Annotated in this window: 8 protein-coding genes and 1 tRNA gene; 2 read left to right on the forward strand and 7 right to left on the reverse strand. The window is 34.6% G+C overall.

What is annotated here, in order from left to right:
• Positions 1 to 172 precede the first annotated feature (172 nt).
• From K1X16_RS16415 to K1X16_RS16445, 7 genes are all read right to left on the reverse strand, one after another.
• Positions 173 to 1429, reverse strand: a complete 1257-nt coding sequence (locus K1X16_RS16415; RefSeq protein ID WP_225037181.1) for a tyrosine-type recombinase/integrase — start codon at positions 1427 to 1429, stop codon at positions 173 to 175.
• A gap of 544 nt (positions 1430 to 1973) precedes the next feature.
• Entirely contained in the window at positions 1974 to 8312 is a 6339-nt protein-coding gene (locus K1X16_RS16420; RefSeq protein ID WP_225037182.1) for a choice-of-anchor L domain-containing protein, read from the reverse strand.
• 209 nt (positions 8313 to 8521) lie between these two features.
• Entirely contained in the window at positions 8522 to 8716 is a 195-nt protein-coding gene (locus K1X16_RS16425) for an SAP domain-containing protein (RefSeq protein ID WP_225037183.1), read from the reverse strand.
• A gap of 11 nt (positions 8717 to 8727) precedes the next feature.
• Positions 8728 to 10638 carry an OmpA family protein gene (locus K1X16_RS16430; protein ID WP_225037184.1) on the reverse strand — a complete coding sequence of 637 codons (1911 nt, stop codon included), beginning with the start codon at positions 10636 to 10638 and terminating at the stop codon, positions 8728 to 8730.
• Positions 10639 to 10658: 20 nt separating this feature from the next.
• Positions 10659 to 11564 carry a type IX secretion system membrane protein PorP/SprF gene (locus K1X16_RS16435; protein ID WP_225037185.1) on the reverse strand — a complete coding sequence of 302 codons (906 nt, stop codon included), beginning with the start codon at positions 11562 to 11564 and terminating at the stop codon, positions 10659 to 10661.
• Between the two features lie 29 nt (positions 11565 to 11593).
• Positions 11594 to 15610, reverse strand: coding sequence for a choice-of-anchor L domain-containing protein (locus tag K1X16_RS16440; RefSeq protein WP_225037186.1), 4017 nt, complete (start codon positions 15608 to 15610; stop codon positions 11594 to 11596).
• Positions 15611 to 15739: 129 nt separating this feature from the next.
• The gene (locus tag K1X16_RS16445; protein ID WP_225037187.1) at positions 15740 to 18805 is read right to left on the reverse strand and encodes a T9SS-dependent choice-of-anchor J family protein; all 3066 of its coding nucleotides are present in this window, start codon (positions 18803 to 18805) and stop codon (positions 15740 to 15742) included.
• 563 nt (positions 18806 to 19368) lie between these two features.
• Here K1X16_RS16445 and K1X16_RS16450 point away from each other — a divergent pair.
• Complete coding sequence (locus K1X16_RS16450; RefSeq protein WP_225037188.1) at positions 19369 to 21165, forward strand: hypothetical protein; 1797 nt, start codon at positions 19369 to 19371, stop codon at positions 21163 to 21165.
• 362 nt (positions 21166 to 21527) lie between these two features.
• A tRNA-Gly gene (locus K1X16_RS16455) sits at positions 21528 to 21600 on the forward strand.
• The last annotated feature ends 106 nt before the right edge of the window (positions 21601 to 21706 follow it).

Here is a 21706-nt window from a genome sequence, read left to right on the forward strand (position 1 = left end):
TTATTTACTAAATTGGCTTATTGAAAACCCGAAGGTAAGGTGTTTCAAATCCCTTACTATTCATATATATATTCATTGGCAACAAGCTTGACTCGTCCTGAATAAAGGCTACATAATTTTAAACTTAAAAAATATATCAAAATATTCTATTATCATTACAGATCTCTATTTATTAACCTACTATAAGATCATTTGCTTCATCTAAAACTATATTTTCGAAACTTTTTAAATAAACCTCAGTTGTCCGAATAGATTTATGCCCTAGCCCTTCACTTATGATTTCAGTAGAAATGCCCATATTTTTTGCGATAGTTGCCCAAGAATGCCTAATATAATAGGAGGTGATTTTTTCTTCTATATTTGCATCCTTCGCAATTATTTTCAATGATTTATTGACTAATCTTCTATCTGAACGATATTTTTTAAATGCTTCGACCGAACCATCATAGCCAATTGGGAAAATGAAGTCATTTGAATTTTTATCTTGGGTATATTTCTTAAGTATTTCATAAAATTCTGCTGTAATTCTAATTGATAAAGGGTCGTTTGTTTTACTTCTGCCATAAAATATTCTATTTCCTTTTATATCACTAAATTTCAATTTAGCAAGGTCAATTAAATTCATACCCCTACAGTTAAACATGGCTAAGAAATAATTTCTTGTATGCCAAAGACTACTGTTTTCTTCATATTTTAAATTTCGAATAGCAATTATTTTTTCTTTAGACAATGCCTTTTTTTTTGTTCTCGTTGTAGATGGAATTTTATAACTAGAAAAAGGATGTTTAAACGGTAGGTATACATCTTCTTTAATTGCACTATTATAAATAGCTCTAATTGCTCTAGCGTATGAACTTATACAATTTTTAGAATTTCCTTTTGACAAATGTTCTATCTCAAAATCAGTTAAAAAAGTTACTGTAATCTGATGAAACTTTACAGGAGAATTATTATTGAATTTTTCAAAAGCTGTTATTGCATTTTTGTACCAATTAGCCGTTGCAGGCTTGTTAGATTTCAGTTTTCGATTTATTAAAACGTTACCCCATTCCGCAATAGTAATTTCATTAGAAAGATCTTTCTTAACCTTTGAATCTAGTTTATCATCCCATATTTTTTTAATATTATCAACTAGCGTATCAACTGTTATCTGATTAAGAGTATCACCAAGTTCATTGATGAAAGACTTTGCTGAATGAAGTTTTTCATATAACGTTTTATTAATTTCACTGCAATCCAAATCCTTATTTACAGAAATTGATTTTTTAATAGTCATGTTATTTGCATCCCATCCAGCTTTAGAAGTCTTATAAGGAAGACGGATCATTCTAGGTCTCTTATGAAAAACTCTAACTACGATTGGAAACAACCCTTCATTCGCAGTTTTTGATTTAGCTCTGGTATCCAAAATTAATTTTGCTCGTGCCATTTCTCAGTAATTTTAGATATAAAGTTAGCAAAAATTACGCACACTTTACGCACACTTTTGTTTGAGTACAATTCATATCAAATAACCTCAAAATCAATTAAACAACACAAAATCAATTATTTAAAAAAAATATTACTTATGAAAATAGTCGCTTTTTTGGCCTTCTAAGCAGGCGGTCCTAGGTTCGAATCCTAGTGCGATCACAAGAAGCCTTAACATTTATGTTGAGGCTTTTTTGTGTTTTAGAATTATGAGCTACTATGCTTATATTCCATATTCCGAAATTTTTATATTGGCCGCTCAACTTAAACGTCATAATTAGGACAGAAATAAATCTACTAAACACGGAATTACGTGTAAAATTGTTTTTAATAAAGAGTTTTGACCATATTTGAAGCTTATGCTTATTTTAAATATCCACATAAAAAATTACTTGAGTAATACTTGGAAAAACAAATACAGTTTTAACTTTACTTCTCAATAAAGCAAAAAAAGGCCCGAACATACTTAAATGTTCAGGCCTTTTATATTCTAAATTACAATTTTATCGCTTTAAAGTAAAATGGGCTTTAAATTCTTTACGTACCCCGTCGCTTGGTTCGTCGTATTCTACTGTAAACCAGTAGTCACTTGTTGGCATAGCTTCACCAGCAAAAGTTCCATCCCAACCATCTCCATCGGGACTTAATTGTTTTAGTAACTTTCCGTACCTATCGAAGATATAAATAATTGCATTACTTCCAATACCTTCAATATTCCAGGTGTCATTATTTCCGTCTCCATTTGGCGTGAAAAAGAGTGGGTAATCGATAATAAATCGTGATGTGGTCACCAATCCACAACCGTTTTTATCTCTGGCCGTAATCTCGTGTGCTCCGGCAGATAATCCTGTAAAAATAGTTTCATCTTGCCATGGACCACCGTCTAAACTGTATTCATAGATACCTATGCCTATAGCTATTGCTTCTAAACTGTGATTCTCTGAAAAATTTAAGCTTAGTAGTTCTACTGTTAAACTTGGTAGTTCGCTTTCTATAACCTCGGTAGCATCAAAATTAGTACAATTTGTTACGCTTGATGTAGTTAAATCTGTGACAAAAACACTGTAACTACCTCCCGTCGTTGGCGCTATACTTGGGCCTGTTGCCCCAGATATTACTGTATTGTTATAACTCCATTCAAAACTATAATCTGTTGCAGATAAACCTGTATCTATTTCTAATGGGGATAGGGCTTCTGTACCATTAGTATTTAAACATAAAATATAGCTCTCTTCTAAATTAAATTCTGGTAACGGATTAACTTGTAAAGTAAGTTCTGCTACAGCATAACATATAGAGGTATCATTACCAGTAGCACCATCTGGTGTATCATTATCGACTCGTGCATAAATAACTTGTGGGTTACTTATGTTTTCATACAAGGTTGGCAATGGATTCACCTTTAAGTCAGCTTCTTCTGCAGTTTCATAATAGCTTACAATGTAGTTTGCGACATTTTGTCCATCTAAAACTTCTAAATCTCTTGTTGTTAAATCAAATTGTGCACTATCATTAGTTGGGTCCCCATCGGTCTCCATATTGTCATCACAAGTTTCGTACACAATTGGCGCCATGTTTGGATTCGCTTGCGCCGCTTCTTGAACTTCGAGATTAAAACTTTGGGTACTGATTGAACATCCTGTCACGGTGTTGGTGATCGTGACAAAGATTTGCTGTGGATTACTGGTATTGGTATATAAACTTACTAAACCATTCATACCCGCTTCTGCATCAACTAAATTATCGTGATAGCTCACTATAAATTGTGATGGGTCTTGACCATTTAATACTTCTGCGTCTTTAGTCGTTAAATCAAAATTATCAAAGCCATCAGTATTTAATTCACATTGAATAAAATCGGTCACTGCCACAACACTTGGCAATGGGTGCACTATGATTGTAAAATCGATTAAAGCATAACAATCAGTTACATCATTGGTCACTCTTACATAAATCTCTTGTTCTGGGCTTTCTGTATTGGTATACTGCGTTGGGTCTGGTATCGCATTGCTTGCGGAGTTAGCATCGTCTAAACTCTCATAATAGCTTGCCGTTACTCCCGCTTCGCCATTTAAAATCAGTATTTCATTTTCGGTAAGATTAAAAACCTCTACTCCATCTCCGGTATTAACCGCATCACACAACTCTAAGTTTGGTAATTGATCGCTTGGGGTTGGGGTGGGATTTGGCAATACTCGTATCGTTAATGTTGCAAAACCAACACAACCAGTATCGGTATCGGTTACGACCACATATAGTGTTTGTGGGTTAGCACCTAAGCCGTTTATTGAGGTGTTGGTATACTGTGTGGGATCTGGAATTACATTCATCTGAGATTGTGCATCTGCATTAGTCTCATAGTATGCTACAGACCAACTGGCATTGCCTCCTGTGATTTCATTATCTTTCTCTGTTAAATTAAATGAGGTAAAACCATCCCCTGGTGCCTCTCCTAAATCATCACACACATTTAACTGTGTCGGCTGTACTGCTACTGGTGGTAAATTAACTTCTAACTCAAATTCTCCGGTATCGCTACAACCTGTGTTTGGGTTATATAAGCGTACATAAATTATCTGCGGATTTATAGTGTTAGTGTAATTACCAACATTGATGATTGGATTGCTACCGCTTATTGCTTCTGATTCACTTACATGATAAGTAAGCACTACCTCTGATGGGTCTTGTCCGTTTAAAACCTCATCATTTTTAGTCGTAAGATCAAATTGTGTAATACCGTTAGTATCGGTATCACATACCGCATAAGGCGCTATACTTGTGGGTACTTCTGGTGATGGTAATACAATTAATTCTAGCGTATTAGTTGTAAGACTATAACACCCCGTTAAGTTATGTTCTGAACGTACATAAATCATTTGATTGTTAGCAACGATATTAGTGTACAATCCGGTGATTGGGTTATCGTTATTCTCTGCATCGGTTTGCGTCTCATGGTAACTGATTGTCACATCTGGCTCTCCATTGATGATTTCTATAGTACGCTGTGTTAAATCGAATTCTGCTAAACCATCATTGTCATCATCACAAACTTCAATTGGTGTTGGATCTGATTCTGGAGATGGTACTGGATTAACACGTAACGTGACAGTTACCGTATTATAACAACTGGTAACATCGTTTTCTGCTCTTACAAAGATAGTCTGTGCATTGCTTGTGTTTACATATGGACTGACTATAGGATTGCTTGCATTATCAGCATCTAATTGGCTCTCATAGTACGTTAGCGTAATACCTGTTTGACCATTTAAAATGTCTTCATTAGCTGCTTCTAAGATAAAACCTTCTTGCTCATCTCCTGGATTATTAACATCACACAACTCTAATGGTCCTGGTGTTACTAATACTGGTAATGGGTTGACGATTAATTCTAAACTTGTGACTTTATAACACCCTTCTACCGTGGTATTATCCTCTACACGTACCCAAATAATTTGATTAAAATCATCTGTATTGGTATAATCAAGTGGATTACTAATTGCGTTATTGCCCACCGCGGCATTCGCTTCACTCTCGTAATAGCTAACATCATACTGTAATGGCGATTGACCGTTTAGCAATTCTGATGTTTTTGTCGTTAAATCAAAACCAGCAAAGCCATCGGCTGAGATATCATCACAGGCCTCGAGTGGTGTTGGTGCTATTAATTGAGGCGTTGGTTCTACTATTAATTCTAACTCAACAACTGTAGCACAGTCTGTGGCGATTGTAGAACTTTCTATTCGGGCATATAATAATTGCGTATTTTGAACAATGTTAGTATAGTTTAAAGTAGTATCAATAGCATCAACTCCGTTATTGGCATTGACTTCTGTTTCGTGATAGGTTACCTCTAAACCAGTTGCCCCGCCTGTAATTTCAGCATCGACATCTGTTAATGTAAACACACCAACACCATCATTATCGGGATCACAGTATATAAGTGCCTGTGGGGTAAATGCTACTGGTGCTTGCTCTACAACCAACTCTAAATTAGTCGTAGCATAACAACCGGTGTTTATATCCTCTACACGTACATAAATGATTTGCCCATTACTGGTATTAGTATATAAGGTTGGTAACGGATTGGCTTCCCCCTCTGCGTCTGCCAAAGTCGCATAATAACTTACAGAATACCCAGGGTTGTTTCCTGTGATTTCAGTGCTCTTTAGACTTAAATCCATCTCTGTTAGACCATCTGGTGTACCATCATCACAGACTTCTAGAGCGCTTGGCGCTATAACTTCTGGTAATGAATTAACAATAAGATCAAAACTCGTTGTACTATAACACGTCGGATGTAATGGGTCTTCTACTCTAGCATAAATCGTCTCTAGGTTAGCGGTGCTATTGGTGTAACTTGCAGGTAAAATCCCTACATTATTGTCTGCGTTATCTTGACTAGCATGAAAAGACACATTGTAAAGCGTAGCGTCTTGACCTCCTAAAATAACATCGACCTGACTGTTTAAATCAAACGTTGCAAATCCATCATCACTAACATCGTCACAAACTTCCAATGCGGCTGGCGCTGTTGCTAAAGCTCTAGTATTAACCACTAAATTAAATAATGGCGTTGCTGAGGCATTATAACAACTAGAATCTCCTAAACTCGATACTCTTACGAATATCGGTTGTGAATTTGACGTATTTGTATAATCTGATGCTAAAGCGTTATCTCCAGAATCTGCATCTGCAAAATTTAAATGGTACGTAACCGTGAAATCTGTTGGAGATTGCGATCCTAATACACCTAAGGTCTGAGCGCTTAAATCAAAATTAGAGAAACCGTCATTTTCCGAACCATCACAGCTTTCTAAATCTGAAACAGGATTGATGGTAGGAGCTGATGCCGCATATAATTGAAATGATGTAACTACTGAGCACACTTGAGAAACATCTGCTAAACGAACCCATAGCGTTTGTGGGTTAGATATATTAGTATAAAGATCTGGTAACGGATTTAAATTATCAATGGCGTCCACTTCAGAGAGATGATAGGTAACTGAATATTCTGCAGCACTTAGATCACCTAATACATTATCATTATTTTCAGCTAAATTAAATTCTTCTTCCCCTGTACTACTACATATTACCAAATCTGGAGCAACATTTATTACTGGACTCCCTATATACTCAACTAAAATAGAATCTGAAAATTGACAAACTTCCTCAAATGCCACATCTACCGAATATATCCCCGTTTCAACAACCGTGAGCATTGAACTTGTTTCACCTTCAATCTCTATTCTATTATTGGGCTCTGAAGGATCAGGAGCGTGGTACCAAATATGATCAGCGAAAGGCGCTGATGTGTCTAATACAATCTCTGTACCACCACATTGCGCATTACCAGCTTCGATAGTAATATCATCACCTAAATCACCTCCTAAATCAAAGCTTCCTGCCTTAAGAAATACTCCTGAATCATATGTATTATCTCTATCATCGGCAATTACTAATTTTATAGTATAATTTTCACCAGGAACAACAGTAGATTGTGCTGTAAATACTGCGGTTCTTCCATCGAAAGCTATTGGAGGTTGGTTGAATGGTATATATTCCCCGAAATGTTCTTCATTAGCCCCACCACAATCTTCACCGTTATCAGGGTGAACATTAGTCACTAATACAGGTAAGTTTGTCTCTGGAATCACCGCTAAATTAGAAACATTACCATCGGAATCTGTTAATAAAAAAGCAAAAGCATCAGAATATAGACATTCAAATTCCCCCATATCATACTCTTCAGAAGCCATTAAAAACTCAAAACTTATACGATCTGCTAAAGGAACAAAATCGAATTGAATAAATGTAGCATTATGCGAATTTACACCCAAAACTGCATCCAATTCATCGTCTCCTCCCCAAATATTAGAGCCATTACCTAAATAAAGGTTATTAGGCCCTCTTGCATCACTAGCCTCGCCTGAACTTAAAAGCACCCCATCACTAAATGGGAAATTTATTCCATCACCAAAAAAGTAACCAATACCGTTAGGCTGAGAGCTCGTAATACTAGATCCTGTAGACCAAGTCACATTAGAGACAGACGCACATGCACTATTAATTAGCACATCAGTAATTAATTCTTCTGGCGTAAATGTATTTTGATCTATAATTACATTAGGCGACATCACAAAAACAGGAATTGTAGTAACTTCAGAACAGCCTAATGGATTATTATCTGTAACTGTTAATGTTACAGTAAAAGTACCATCAGTTAAAAATGTATTTGAAACTTCTGTTCCGGTACCTGTATTCCCATCTCCAAAATCCCAATCATAAGTGGCGTCAGAGCCATCCGAAGAAAATATTGCGCTTCCTGAAAAACTAACTGTATCTCCTGGCAATATACCTATTACACCAGATTCATTTGGCGTAGGGGTTGTATTATTAATTGACGGAGTAATATCCTGACAAGGTGTGATACATGATATTTCGGCCTTCCAACCATCTATATTTCCAATTTCATTACTTGTAAATACAAAAGTTAAACACCCCGTAGTGTTACTTTGCGATGCAAAAACAATACCTGGAGAAGAAACCCCTGAATAAACACCAATAATATCAGCTGACACATCATCACCATCATAAATGGTTAAAAAATCTACATTAAGCTGTGTTACAAATTCGATAAAATTAACGTTAAGACGATCACCACTATTTTCAGGGCATATGGTAGTAACATAACTTTCATCTTCTGAATAAGTCTCTAATTCTCCACCCGAATCATAAAAGAAATCTGGAGTACAGCGATTAAAGGTGCCATCTTGCATTAAAAGATCTTGCGAGAATCCTACTTTAATAACTAAAAACATGAATATGCATATAATTTTTTTCACTCTAAATTGATTTTAAAAGAAATACTAAAATTCTCTTATTAATATAATTGGAATAAATACACTCCTTCTGTTGGTTACATGAGTTATTATTGTAATACAACAGTAATATCATGACAAATTGTAAGCTAATCATCTGAAGGTGATCGGCTTAGAAAGCTTGAGCACCCTAGAATTAAAATAAGTTAGAGGCCTAATACCTACTGCCCTATTTAAATTTTTTTTATAGTTCTGCGTTTGTTTTTTAATAGCGCATTAGACATCTCATTTTTTTTTCTTTTATCGAAAAAAGCTTCAATACGTTCCTTTAATTGAATTTTATTGCCCTGTGTACATAATTCATTTTTCTTACAGAATTCAATTAATTCGAATTTTAACCAATGCTGATATCCTAATTTTTCTTTCAAAACTTATCGCTTTAATTAATCTTTTGATTGTCTACTATTATAAATTCAGAACGTCTATTTTCTGCGTGCTGTGCTTTAGTACAACCCGCAGAACAATCTACTTTAGCCGCTGTTTCGCCCTTACCTTCGCCTGAAATACGAGCTTCACTAATACCTTTAGAGATTATATACTGTACTGTAGTTTTAGCTCTACGATCAGAAAGTTCTGTGTTATATGACTCAGGTCCTCTAGAATCGGTATGCGATATTGCATTAATTTTCATTTCAGGATACTTGTTCATTATCTGAACTAGTTTATCTAATTCAAATGCCGCTTGAGTTGTAATATTAGACTTATCAAAATCGAAATAAATTGGTGCTAAATCTATCGTTTCAGCTAAAATTAGTTTTTCGATAGGCTCCAAATTAATTTGAACATTGTTTTCTTCTTCATTAGAGCCTTTGATGAGTACCTTCTTGCTATCAAAGCCATCCATTGCAACTTCTAATTCGGTGTCTTGATCACATTCAATCATAAATTCCGCTAAACCTTCAGTATTCGATATTTTAGAAACAACCTTGTTTCCCTTGGTATCAAATAATGCGACTGTTGCGCCTACAATAGGCTCGCGTGTTTTATCATCTAAAATTGTTGCAATAACTAAAACATCACAAAGCGGTTTTAGTTTGGTAAACTCATAGATATCATCACTTCCTTTTCCACCTGGTCTATTCGAAGACACTAATCCTTGCCCATTTTCTTCATCAATTATAAACGCAAAATCATCAGCATTACTATTTATCGGAAGTCCTGCATTACGAACTGTAGTCATTTTTCCATCAATTTCTTTGGTGTAGAAGACATCCAAACCTCCTAAGCCTAAATGACCTGTTGATGAAAAGTATAAGGTATTATTACTACTAATGTACGGGAACATTTCTTGTGCTTCGGTATTTACTTTTTGTCCCATATTAACAGGGTCGCCTAAAGTACCATCTGTATTAATAGGTGCTTTATAAATATCAAAGCTCCCAAATCCACCTGGCATATTAGAGGCAAAATAAATGGTTTTTCCATCTGCACTAACGGAAGGATTTTTAACAGAATAGTTTTCACTGTTAATTGCTAAACTTTCTACAGTATCCCAATCGTCACCTAATTTAGTTGCTTTAAATAAATAAAGTTGACTAAATCTTGCACTGCTAATTGAATCTTTTTGATAATCTTTTTCAAAATAGCTCTCTCTAGAGAAATACATTGTCTCTCCATCTGGAGAAAAAGAAACCAATCCTTCGTGGTATTTTGTATTAATTTTGTTGTTTACTAATATTGCTTCTTTAGAAGATCCATCTGAATTTTTAACAACGGTGTAGATATCTAAAAACGGTTGATCATTCCATCCGTAGTTCTTTCTACTGTCATTACGACCAGATGTAATGTATAAATGCCCCTCATTCATTGTTCCACCAAAGTCCGATTGTTCAGAATTATAATCTGCATTTTGAAGGTTGAACTTTTTACCTTGATCTAAAATTTTAGGCAAGTAATCCGGATTAGCTCTATAAGCTGTTGCTCTATTATCAGCAGGGCGCATGGTTGCAAACTTATCCATTTGCTTATTAGATGCCTCATACTTACCATTTGCCTTAAGCATTTGTGAGTATTTATAAACCATTTCTGGGTCGTTTGAAGTCTCTAAGGTTTTGGCATACCAACGTTCTGCTTGGACTGTATTGAAAATATTATAGTAGCTTTCTGCTAATTGTCCATAAACATAGCTGTCTGCTTTTCCTTTTTCAACAAGTTTATTATAATCATCTATAGCCTTTACAAATTCGTACCGGTCAAAATGTTTATCTGCTTTTTTTGTATCGTTGTTTTGAGCAGTTAAGCAAAAGCCACTCATTAACGTGATAAGTAATAGTGTATTAAAGTTTTTCATAATTGTTTTAGCTTAACTGATTAAAAGTATCTTGGTGAACGAGAAACGCGTTTCGGAAAATTAAGATCAAATAATAACATGATTTCGTGCGATGCAGGTGCATATTTTTTTATGTCAGAAGTTATAGCATCGTAAGCATAACCGATTCTAACAGCTGGCGTAACTGCAAAGTTTATTACCCCAGAAAACGAATCGTCTAATCTATAAGAGGTTCCAATTTCAAACTTCTTAAAGAATCTAGCATTGAGGTTGACATCAAAAGATGTTGGTGCATCAAATGCAGATTTCAGCATTACAGAAGGTTTAAGTTCTGTATTAGGAGAAAGGTCAAAGACATAGCCTCCAGTTAAAAAATAGTGCTGTGTTTCTGATCCGATTTTAGTACCATTATTATCTAAATGAACCGACGATAATAAGTTTGGTGCAGATAACGATACATAATATTTATCAGTGTAGTAAAAGAATCCTGCACCAAAATTAGGTGTTGTTGAATTAATATTTTCAGAGAAAAAATCATCAGTAGGATCGATAACTTCAATATCTGTTAATCCAATATCATGAAACGTTGCACCGGCTTTAATACCAAATGCTAGTTTATGTTCTCCGCCTAAATTTAGAGTATAAGAAAGATCTACATAAGCATTTGTTTCTTTTACGGGTCCGATGTTATCTGCAATAACAGAAACACCTAAGCCCAAATTATTGCCAATTGGGGAGTGCCCAAAAAACGTTCCTGTTTCTGGGCCTCCATCAATTTTTGTCCATTGTGTTCTGTACAAAAGTCCGAAAGATAGATTTTCTTTCGATCCTGCATAAGCAGGGTTGACTATGTTCATATTATACATGTACTGCGTGTACTGAGGGTCTTGTTGTCCGTACATTTTAAATGCTAAAAGCAAGACCGCTATAATAGTGAGTTTTTTCATTATAATTAGTAGTTGATTCTGTTATTTAATTATCTGTTAATATATACCCAAGAGCTTTTTGATTTGGCTCCACCTTCATAAACAACGGTGTAGAAATAAGTCCCTATTGGCAACTCTTCACCATCATCTGTTTGACCTTTCCACTCGTTGGTATAGTTGTTTTTAGAGTATACTTTAGTTCCGTACCTGTTAAAGACTTCTAATTTAGTTACATTGAAAGAACTTAGATCGAAGGCATCATTCTTACCATCGTTATTTGGTGAAATACCTTCTGGGAATACACAAGTCTCTAACTCAGTTATAGTAAATTCATCAACACTTATACATCCTGTATCATTAAACACAACCTCAATCTCATATAATCCAGCTTCTAAAACAGGTAAAGTCAGACCATCTTCATCATCAATTATCCCACCATCGCGATACCAGCTTATAGACACTTCAGATATAGAATAATTTTCAGGAATTGCTTCAATAAATATTGGAGATGAAGCATTAGAACAGACTTCATAATCTACATCAGAAGAAAAACTAGTTATGGGTTGGTTGCCAATTATTAAATCAAAACTATTAGTTACATAGCAATCTAAAAAATCGACAGACTCTACTCTAACAAATAGAGTTTCGCCAGCACTATCATAAGAACCTACTAGTGCATTGGTAGCAGATTGCGCTTCAGCTTCTGACGTGTAATAAGACACATTAAATTGAGAAGCTTCCTGACCGTTAAGAATTGCTGAGTCATGATTCTCTAAATTAAAACTTACCAAACCATCATTATTAAAATCACATTCTATAAAATCTACGCTCAATGCTGTATGTGAAGGAGCTGTAGTTGATAGAGAAAATGAGGTTGTAGAATAACATCCTGAATTATTATCTTCTATTCTCGCATAAACTACTTGAGGATTTGAAACATTACTATAACTAGAAGGTAATGGACTAAGGTTATCTATAGCATCTTGTTCTGAGATATGATATGTAATAACGTAATCTAAAGCAGTTTGAGATCCTAAAATATTACTGTCATTTTCAGTGAGATTAAATACCGCTTGATTGGTTGCAGAACATTCTAATAGATCAATGGCTGGATTAGCCACTGGTACTGATAAAAACTCAACAACAATTTCATCACTAAGAATACAATCGCTAGAAAAAATGACCTGTGCCGTATATATACCAGGCTCTGAAGCCGTTATAACAGACCCTGAAGCATCCGAAATAAGTAAGCCATCTTTAAACCAAAAATGCTCTAAATCTGGTAAATCGGTATTTAAAACAATTGGCTCATTTAAGCACGACGCCGTACCCGCATCTATAGTAATATCGTCACCTAAGTCTAACTCCCCAATATCAAAACTACCAGATTTAAGAAAGACACCTGTATCATATTGTGGATCTGAATCATCAGCAACGACCAATTTAATATGATAGGTTTCTCCAATAGTTACATCAGATTGAGCCGTAAAAACAACTGTTCTACCATTAAAATTCATTGGTGGTAAGTTTTCAGTAATGTATTCTCCAAAATACTCCTCGTTAATCGCTGGACAAGACTCATTTTCTGGGTGAATATTAGTTGTTAAAATTGGTGTTGTAGTCCCCGGAATAACAGCCAAATTAGCTACATTACCCTCAGAATCAGTTAACAGAAAAGCAAAAGCATCTGAATACGTACACTCATCTGTTCCGCCTGTAGCACCTGTATATTCTTCTGAAGCCATCATAAAATCGAAACTAATCGTGTTTGATAATGGCACAAAATCAAATTCAATAATAGTCGCATTTCTAGATGAGACCCCTAAAAAATTATCTAAATCAGAATCTCCAGGCCACGATGTTCCTCCCGAATTTATTAAGTCATTATTCGGCCCTCCTGCTTCCACAACATGACCTGTACTTAATAAAATTCCTTGTTCAAAAGGGAATCCTTCACCATCCATAGAGAAATAACCTATACCATTAGGTTGGCTATCATTAAAGCTAACACCTGTAGAATAAGTAATATTAGATACATCAGCACATGGACTATTAAATAAGATATCGCGAACCAATTCTTCTACAGTAAACACATTATCACTTACTTCTATACTATTAAAGCCTTTTCTAATACATAAATCAAAAGTGACGTTTTCATCTTCAGAACCCTCTGAGAATACTCTAATATAGTAAGTGTCACCAATAGTTAATTGAGGTGTTACACTAGAGTTTGAATCTGAACAATACAATTCGTTAAGACTTCCGCAAACACCTTCATACACGGCATGATTAAGCCCTGAAGATATTTCGTTTTCAACAATATTGATAAACTCTATAATTTGAATATCATTTATAGCGGTAAACTGAAACCACACATCGTCATCAGGATCTCCTTCACAGGATGTTCCAGGTTCATTAGATGGCGTAGCAGATAATATAGTTCCAAAATTTAATAGCGTACAATCATCACCCGTATTTACTACCGCTATTTCTGCATTGAAACACTCATCATTTTCAGGAAGACAAGATCTTACTACAATTGGTAAACTATTAAATACACAGTTAGCATCTTGGTTATTTTCTAAGGTATAGACTACATTTGTAAGAAAAGGAAATGGACCAATTTGATAGGTTCCAATAGCATCGATAGTCGTTGTATTTGTATCTATGTTGTTAGACAAGGTTAAAGATGTAGCTGAACCTAAAGACGTAACGTTAACATCTACTAAAAACTGATCACCATTATCACAATCATCTACAATTGTAAAGGTTGACTCTGAATTTGTACATGTCGCACAATTGACCATATATGTGATACCACCTCTCATGGGATCAAATCCACTAGCACAACTTGATGGTACAAAATCGTCTGAAGCAATATAAAAAGAGATTCTATTTCCTGTAGACGTATAAGTTACACCTGTTAGATCACCTTCGTCACCGAAAAAATAATCCTCATAAGCAACTATAGAGGAGCCATCAGTATCAATAACAACCAATGGGTCCCATCCATCTTGAACAAAACCAGAGAGAAAAGTTAAAGTTAAAGGTGTGCCATCTGTACTTGTAAACGTAAACACTTCTGGATTAGCTACCCCACCATCTCCATAACACAGAGACTCGACTAATGGTCCCGCATCACAATCTACTATAAAATCTGTTTGTATTGGTGTTGTAAATGTTAAAGGGCCAGCCCAAATACTATTACCATTTGTACAATTTGCTCTTACATACACCTCATAATCCGTTCCAAATGATAAATCATTTACAATAATATTTGTCACAGAAGACAAGGTCCCCGAGGTTGGAATACCAGACCCTAAAGGTTGTAATACATATTCCCAAGACGACTCACTATCATTAGCTACCCAACTAAAACTAGCAATAGCGTTTGAAGCATTAGAATTCACATAATTAAGAGAAAGGGTTGGGGAAATACAAAACGTTCCACAAGTTTCTACTCGAACTAAATCAATAGACATATCTGCTCTACCACTAAACGTTGCTCGCGTATTTTTAAACTCAAGATATATAGATTGCCCGAGATAAGCATCTAAGTTAACACCTACTGGTACCCAAGCTTCAGAGCTAGACGTCTGTAATTGACCAGTCCATGTAAATACATTTGTAAAAGGCCCCGAAATTGAAGTAGAAATCCCAACTTCCAACTCCCCCATATTATCACCATAGGCATGCATATAGAAAGACAATTCCGCTCCATCTGTAGCTGTAGTAAGATCAATTACAGGACTAACAATTGAAGCTGAAGATTGGTTAGCATTACCTGAAGCCTCAAAATTCATATAATTAGAACCGCTAAATGCTGAACTTGGTCCGGTTTCGCTACTATCTGAATTACCCGGAACTTCCCAAAAGCCCCCAATGTTATTGGTTGTGATATCCCCTACCCAACCGGCAGAATCATCAAATTCTTCTGTAAAAACGTAAGTAGAGTTATTAGAAGGACAAGACACCCCAACTGGTGAAGGTATCGTTTGGCATAAAGCTAGTGAACTCCCAAGCAAGCAGAAAGCTAAAAAGGTCAGTTTGAAGATATTCTTATTCATTTTCAATTTTTATTTAATTTGGTAAAAAAATTAATCAACTTTTAAACAGAGACCTGTTAAACCCTAAATCAATAAAAACAACAAAAGCCACATAGTAAAATTAAGTGGCTTTTGCGTTCTATAATAAATTTATTGTTTGATAACTCGTATCGTTTGTGTTACATTTTCAATCGTAACTTTAACAAAATAAGCTCCATTACTTAAGCTAGACATATCTAACTCATTCGTATTATTATTAGGAGCTGTTTTCAATACTTCTTGACCTAACATATTGTAAACCGTTACATTTTCAATACTATTTTGAGCATTTAATGTTAATGTGTTTGCAACAGGATTAGGGTAATAAGTAAACTTAGATTCATTAACGATATCATTTACACTCAAAGTTTCACAAGACACAGTTGCTTCCCATCCGCTTAAGCTTAAAAAAGGATTAGATGTAAACTCAATAGTTAAGGCTCCTGATGCATCTGTAGAAGTAAAAGAATCACCTATATGAAGTTCACTACTTGAAACTAAAGTATTGTCTCCATTCCCACTGTCTTGTCCACATAGTGTTTGAGCTAAAACCGGATATGTGTTATCTGGGCCGTTATAAATGGTTAAGTAATCGTAACACCCATCTTGCTCACCAGAACCAAAGGTAGATACCTCTATATCAACGTATGTAAATGTAATAGTTACTGCTTGCCCATCAGAATCTGGAAGAATAGTTGTAGATGAAAATTCAGAATTTGAATAATTACCATCGCTTCCGCCACCATCAACAAAGACACCGCCACATGCAGGAGGGATAATAGCCGTTCTAAACACATATGGGCCAGCCCAGAGAGAAACACCATTTGCATCACAATCAGACTGCACATAGAACTCATAATAATTATCATCTATTAAACCTGTAAGTGTATACGGGTTTGTAACCCCAGATACAGTTGCTACTCCTGTTGCAGTTTCTCCTGCTGTTATATTGACAATTTCAATGTTCCATGCCGTAGCAGTACCACTAGGTGTCCATGCTAAATCAGCTGAAGTAGTTGTTATATTTGTTGCAGACAGTGCTGTAGGAGACATACATAAAGGAGCTTCATCAAAAGTAACATCATCAATAGCAATATCATCGTCATTATCGCCAGGAGCAATTACTTCAGAAAATGTAAAACGTGCTTGTGCTGGACCAGTAAACGTTAAATCACTAATATCTAAAGTTTTCAATTCCCAACCTACTGTATTTGTATTATAAGTTGCTATAAGATTCCAAGCCGCACCATCCCAAACTTCTACATCTAATTGTGCATTTTCTGAATCTTCAGAATTACTGATTTCATAAAAACTTAATGCTGGTGTTGTTAATGTACTTACATCTACAAAAGGACTCAACAAATATCTAGGTCCATGATCACTAGAAGCATCAGCTGCGGCATAGAAACCTCCTGAAGCCGTACTTCCTGTTATAATACCATTATTTCCAACATGGCTTAATCCTGAAGCTTCAAAAAACCATTCTTCTTCTCCTGAATCGCTATACATTCTCCAACAATCTGGAATTGCACCACCATTATCAAAACCTTCTGTATATGGTGCCATCAGCGCTTCACATTCTGTTAATATAGATACTGGTCCAATCCAAGAAGAATTTCCATCTGTAGCACCACAATTAGATTGTACATAAAATTCATATACTGTATTCGGTGATAAACCTGTTACTGTATAAGGATTAGTAACTCCTGTTATCGTAGCTACACCTGTTGCTGTTTCATTTGCAGTAACATTTACCACTTCAATATTCCAAGCTGTAGCAGTTCCTGTTTCCGTCCATGCTAAATCTACTGTCGATGTTGATTCATTTGAAGCCACTAAATCTGCAGGAAACATACAAGGTATAGGATTATCAAAAATGACATCATCAATAGCGATATCATCTCTACTACCTCCATTAGGTTCAGAAAAGGTAAAGCGAGCTTGTGCTGGCCCTGTAAATGTTAATGTACTTATATCTATTATTTTTAACTCCCAACCTACTGTATTTGTATCAAATGTAGCCATCAGATTCCATGTAGCTCCATCCCAAATTTCTACATCTAATTGTGCATTACTTGAACCTTCATTATCACTTATTTCATAAAAACGTAATTCAGGCGTAGTTAAGGTACTCACATCTACAAAAGGACTCATTAAGTATCTTGGACCATGGCTACTTGATGCATCGCAAACAGCATAATAACCATCTGACAATGAATTCCCTGTTATATCACCATCATTTCCAACATGACTTGGTCCTGAATCTCTAAAAAACCAATCTTCTTCACCTAAGTCGCTATACGTTGACCAACACGGAGGAGTATCACCTCCATTTTCAAAATTTTGTGAATACGGAGCTGTCAAAGTCTCACAAACCGTTGTAAATGCCATTGGGCCTACCCAAGTCGAAGAACCATCAACTGCACCACAATCTGCTTGCACATAAAACTCATATTGGTTACCAGACGTTAAACTAGTTGCCGTATAAGGATTAGTAACTCCACTAATTGTTGGAACACCAGTTACAGTTCCACCAGCAGTGACATCTACAATTTCTATATTCCAAGCTGTAGCCGTACCATTTTCTGTCCAAGCTAAATCTGCTGTTGTTGTAGACAAATTATCTACTGTTAATTCAGTCGGCGCCATACACGCAGGAAATGTATCATTTACAATATTATCTACGTACAATTCCCAATTTTCGTTTGACGTTGATTTAATAGCAACATAAACAGATTGTCCATTATAAGGAGTCAGGTCTAACGTAACCTTAGTCCATTCATCAGAAGCTTCGCTTTCTGGTTGTAAAATTACAGTAAAATCAGCAGCAGTAGCAGTAGTTGTAGACAATACGACCTCATAAGGATCTAAAAACAAACTACTTCTAGATTTTACATAAAATGACAATCTATCGTTTAAATCAGAAGTCACTGAAATTTGCGGGGTAATTAAGTAATCTTCATTAGCATCAGGAGATCCAGTTGCAATCTTTACAACGGAAGAACCATCTTGTGCTCCATTCTCTGGTGAACCTTCCCACTCCCACGATGTCGGACTAGCAAGATCCAAAACAGTCCATGTCGCAGGTATTTCGGTTTCAAAGCTCTCTGCGAATTGCGCATTAGATTGCCAACAAAAAGCAATCATTGCAAAAAATAGTAATGTAATTTTTTTCATAAAGTTAGTTATTAATAGTTAGTGTTTTTAGAAATAAAAAAATAGCTCTTGATAAAAGCATTAAACATTTTTAAAACTTATGAAGCTAAAATTGAACATTATCTTCCTTATTCTTAAATTTTAGGGGTTATCAAAAGGTAATCATGTTAAAATAAAAAGACATAAAACCCGTCAACAACTTCAAAAACAGATTATTAACAAAAACAGCCGATTACAATAAAAAATGATGCAATACTACCAAATAAATAAGAATTAACTAAAACTATTAAACTTTAGTTGAATTTATTTCAAACAAAACAGCAATAAATAAAGTATAAGTCAGTGGGAAATACTAATTTTATCTCATAAAAATTAACATTTAAGATACGGTAATAATAAAAGTATAAGAATCCAATATGACGTCTAATCACGTATTATTTTTAATAAAAAAGTCACTTAAAAATCATGATTATCATAAAAAATTACGAATAAATTTAAAAGCCTTAATTATATTATAAACTTTCATTAATATTAAAGGCTTTAAAGAATCTCTAATATTACAAACGAAACATTACAATTCAATTTTGAGAAGCATTAGCATCTCAGATTACCAAATTTATAAAGCACATATGTTTTTCAATACCTTAAGAAAATTAAGTTTATTCATTATTACCCTTCTTCTAGGTAATCTATGCAATGCTCAAAATAATGAGCCTTTAATTAAAATTAGTGATTTAGATAGTTTACACAATCAATTTTACGGACAAGCCTCTGAAGAATCATATTTGGTTCACAACAAACTTTTAAGGCAATCAAAAAAACTCGCGTACGACCAAGGCATACTTTCCGCTTATAAATCATTAATGTGGTATTATGGTGTAAGTGCAAAAGCAAATATTGATAGTGTTTTACATTATGCAAATCTCTTTGAAACAAAAGTTAGAGCCAAAAGCATTAAAACTGATAGCTTACTAATAAAAGCATTAAAACTTCCTCAGTACTATTTAAATAAAGGACAGATATTAGCAAATGGATTTGGATTGCCCGAGCAAGGCTTGGAAAGTTATTTTAAGATTTATCCATTAATTTCGGATGGTGACACTAAATTATTTATCGCTTACAACGTTTCAATTGCCGAAATTTACTACCATAAGTTCCAATACGATAAAGCACTTGAAGTACTTACTCCCTTATTAAAAGATACTGTTAACATAGGATCTTTTACAAAAAAAATATTATTAAAAAATATTTCAGCAAATTATGTCCAGAAGGAAATGCCCGAAAAAAGTTATCCTTTGCATAAAGAATTATTAAACATAGCCATAAAAACGAATGAGATATCAGAAATCTGGTGGACTAAAAATCAATTAGCAAATGATTATTTTCAATTAGGTGATATTCAAAAGGCCATTGACTCCGCTTTGGTTGTGAGAAAATATTGTTTAGAAAATAAAGAACAGCATCTAATTTTTAATAATACAGCTTACTTAAGTACATTCTATCATGCTGTAGGAAATCTTGATAAAGCAATTGTTTACAGAGAAGAAGCAATTAAACTAGCAAATGGATCTGAATATGAAAAAGACACCTATGATAGACTTGCTGAATATTACACAGAAAACAAGCAGTATGTCAGGGCTATTGAAACATACCAAAAGAAAGATGCACTAGTGGATAGTTTAAGGTCTCATGAGAAAAAAGCGCTTTCTAATTATATTGACTCTAACTTAAAACTTCTAAAAGAAAAGCAAAAAAGCCAACAAATAAGTTTTGACATTGAGTTGCTAGAAATAAAGAACAAAAAGCAGAAACTCTATTATGTAAGTATTAGCACTGTACTTGTAAGTATCATTTTAATATTAGGTAGTGTACTTCTATTTAGAAAATATAAAAAAGGAGAAAAAATTATAGAAGTTTTAAAAAGTAATGAGAAAAAATTACTCGAAGAAAAAATCATACTTCGCGAAAACGAACTTGAAGCTTCTGCTATAGCATTTTCACAACGCATTGAAACATTAACTTTAATTAAGAATGAATTAAATGAAATAAAGAAACCAGTTATACCAAAGCTGGAAGCTGCCAAACAAAAAGTAAATGATCTCATCAAATCTGCTTCAGACGTATCAATAATTACAAAAAGAATAGAATCTGAATACCCAACCATGTCGGCCAAATTGTTAAACAAATATCCTAACCTATCGGATACACAAATTCGCTATTGCCTATTAACTAAAATGAATTTGTCTATAAAAGAAACTGCCACGATCTTAAATGTAACACCAGATACAGTAAAAGTAGCCCGTAGCCGATTAAAAAAGAAACTTAACATCCCTACCGATGTGTCCATCAAAATATTCTTAGATCAACTAACTAAAGAATAGCTCAACCATTTTTAAGAATGACCTTATTAATAAGAGTATATAATTTCCGTAACAAACATAAAGGGTCTTCGTGATTAGTTGATTATTAATTATAAAAAAGATAATTTTTCAACTACATTCAAATTAGTGTCAGATGGCAACCAAGAATAACCTAGTGAAATATAATTAGTTTTTTTACTTGTTTTTTTCTTAAGGGGCTTTATTATACACTGTATTAACGTAAAAACCTTGAGTTTTTGACACCTATTTATTGTATCATTTGATGAAAGAATTTAACCGAAGTCAGATTTTTTTTGAGAATGTTCAGAAATCAAAAGTATTTTTAAGAAATATTTATATATTTGCGCTCGCTTACCAAAAATGCGAGAGTAGCTCAGTTGGTAGAGCGTCAGCCTTCCAAGCTGAATGTCGCCGGTTCGAACCCGGTCTCTCGCTCAAAAGACTTCATCAGTTTATGAAGTCTTTTTAAATTTATAAAACACACATTAATTAATTTTATAGTGTATTAAATATAGATTTTTAAGCTTTGGGGAGATACTCA

The organism is Winogradskyella sp. SM1960 (assembly GCF_020179375.1).
GTDB classification, from domain to species: Bacteria; Bacteroidota; Bacteroidia; order Flavobacteriales; family Flavobacteriaceae; genus Winogradskyella; species Winogradskyella marina.

Coding starts and splice junctions, on each gene's coding strand:
- K1X16_RS16415 (WP_225037181.1), bottom strand. CDS start 1,429: ATGGCACGAGCAAAATTAATTTTGGATACCAGAGCTAAATCAAAAACT.
- K1X16_RS16430 (WP_225037184.1), bottom strand. CDS start 10,638: ATGAAAAACTTTAATACACTATTACTTATCACGTTAATGAGTGGCTTT.
- K1X16_RS16435 (WP_225037185.1), bottom strand. CDS start 11,564: ATGAAAAAACTCACTATTATAGCGGTCTTGCTTTTAGCATTTAAAATG.
- K1X16_RS16440 (WP_225037186.1), bottom strand. CDS start 15,610: ATGAATAAGAATATCTTCAAACTGACCTTTTTAGCTTTCTGCTTGCTT.
- K1X16_RS16445 (WP_225037187.1), bottom strand. CDS start 18,805: ATGAAAAAAATTACATTACTATTTTTTGCAATGATTGCTTTTTGTTGG.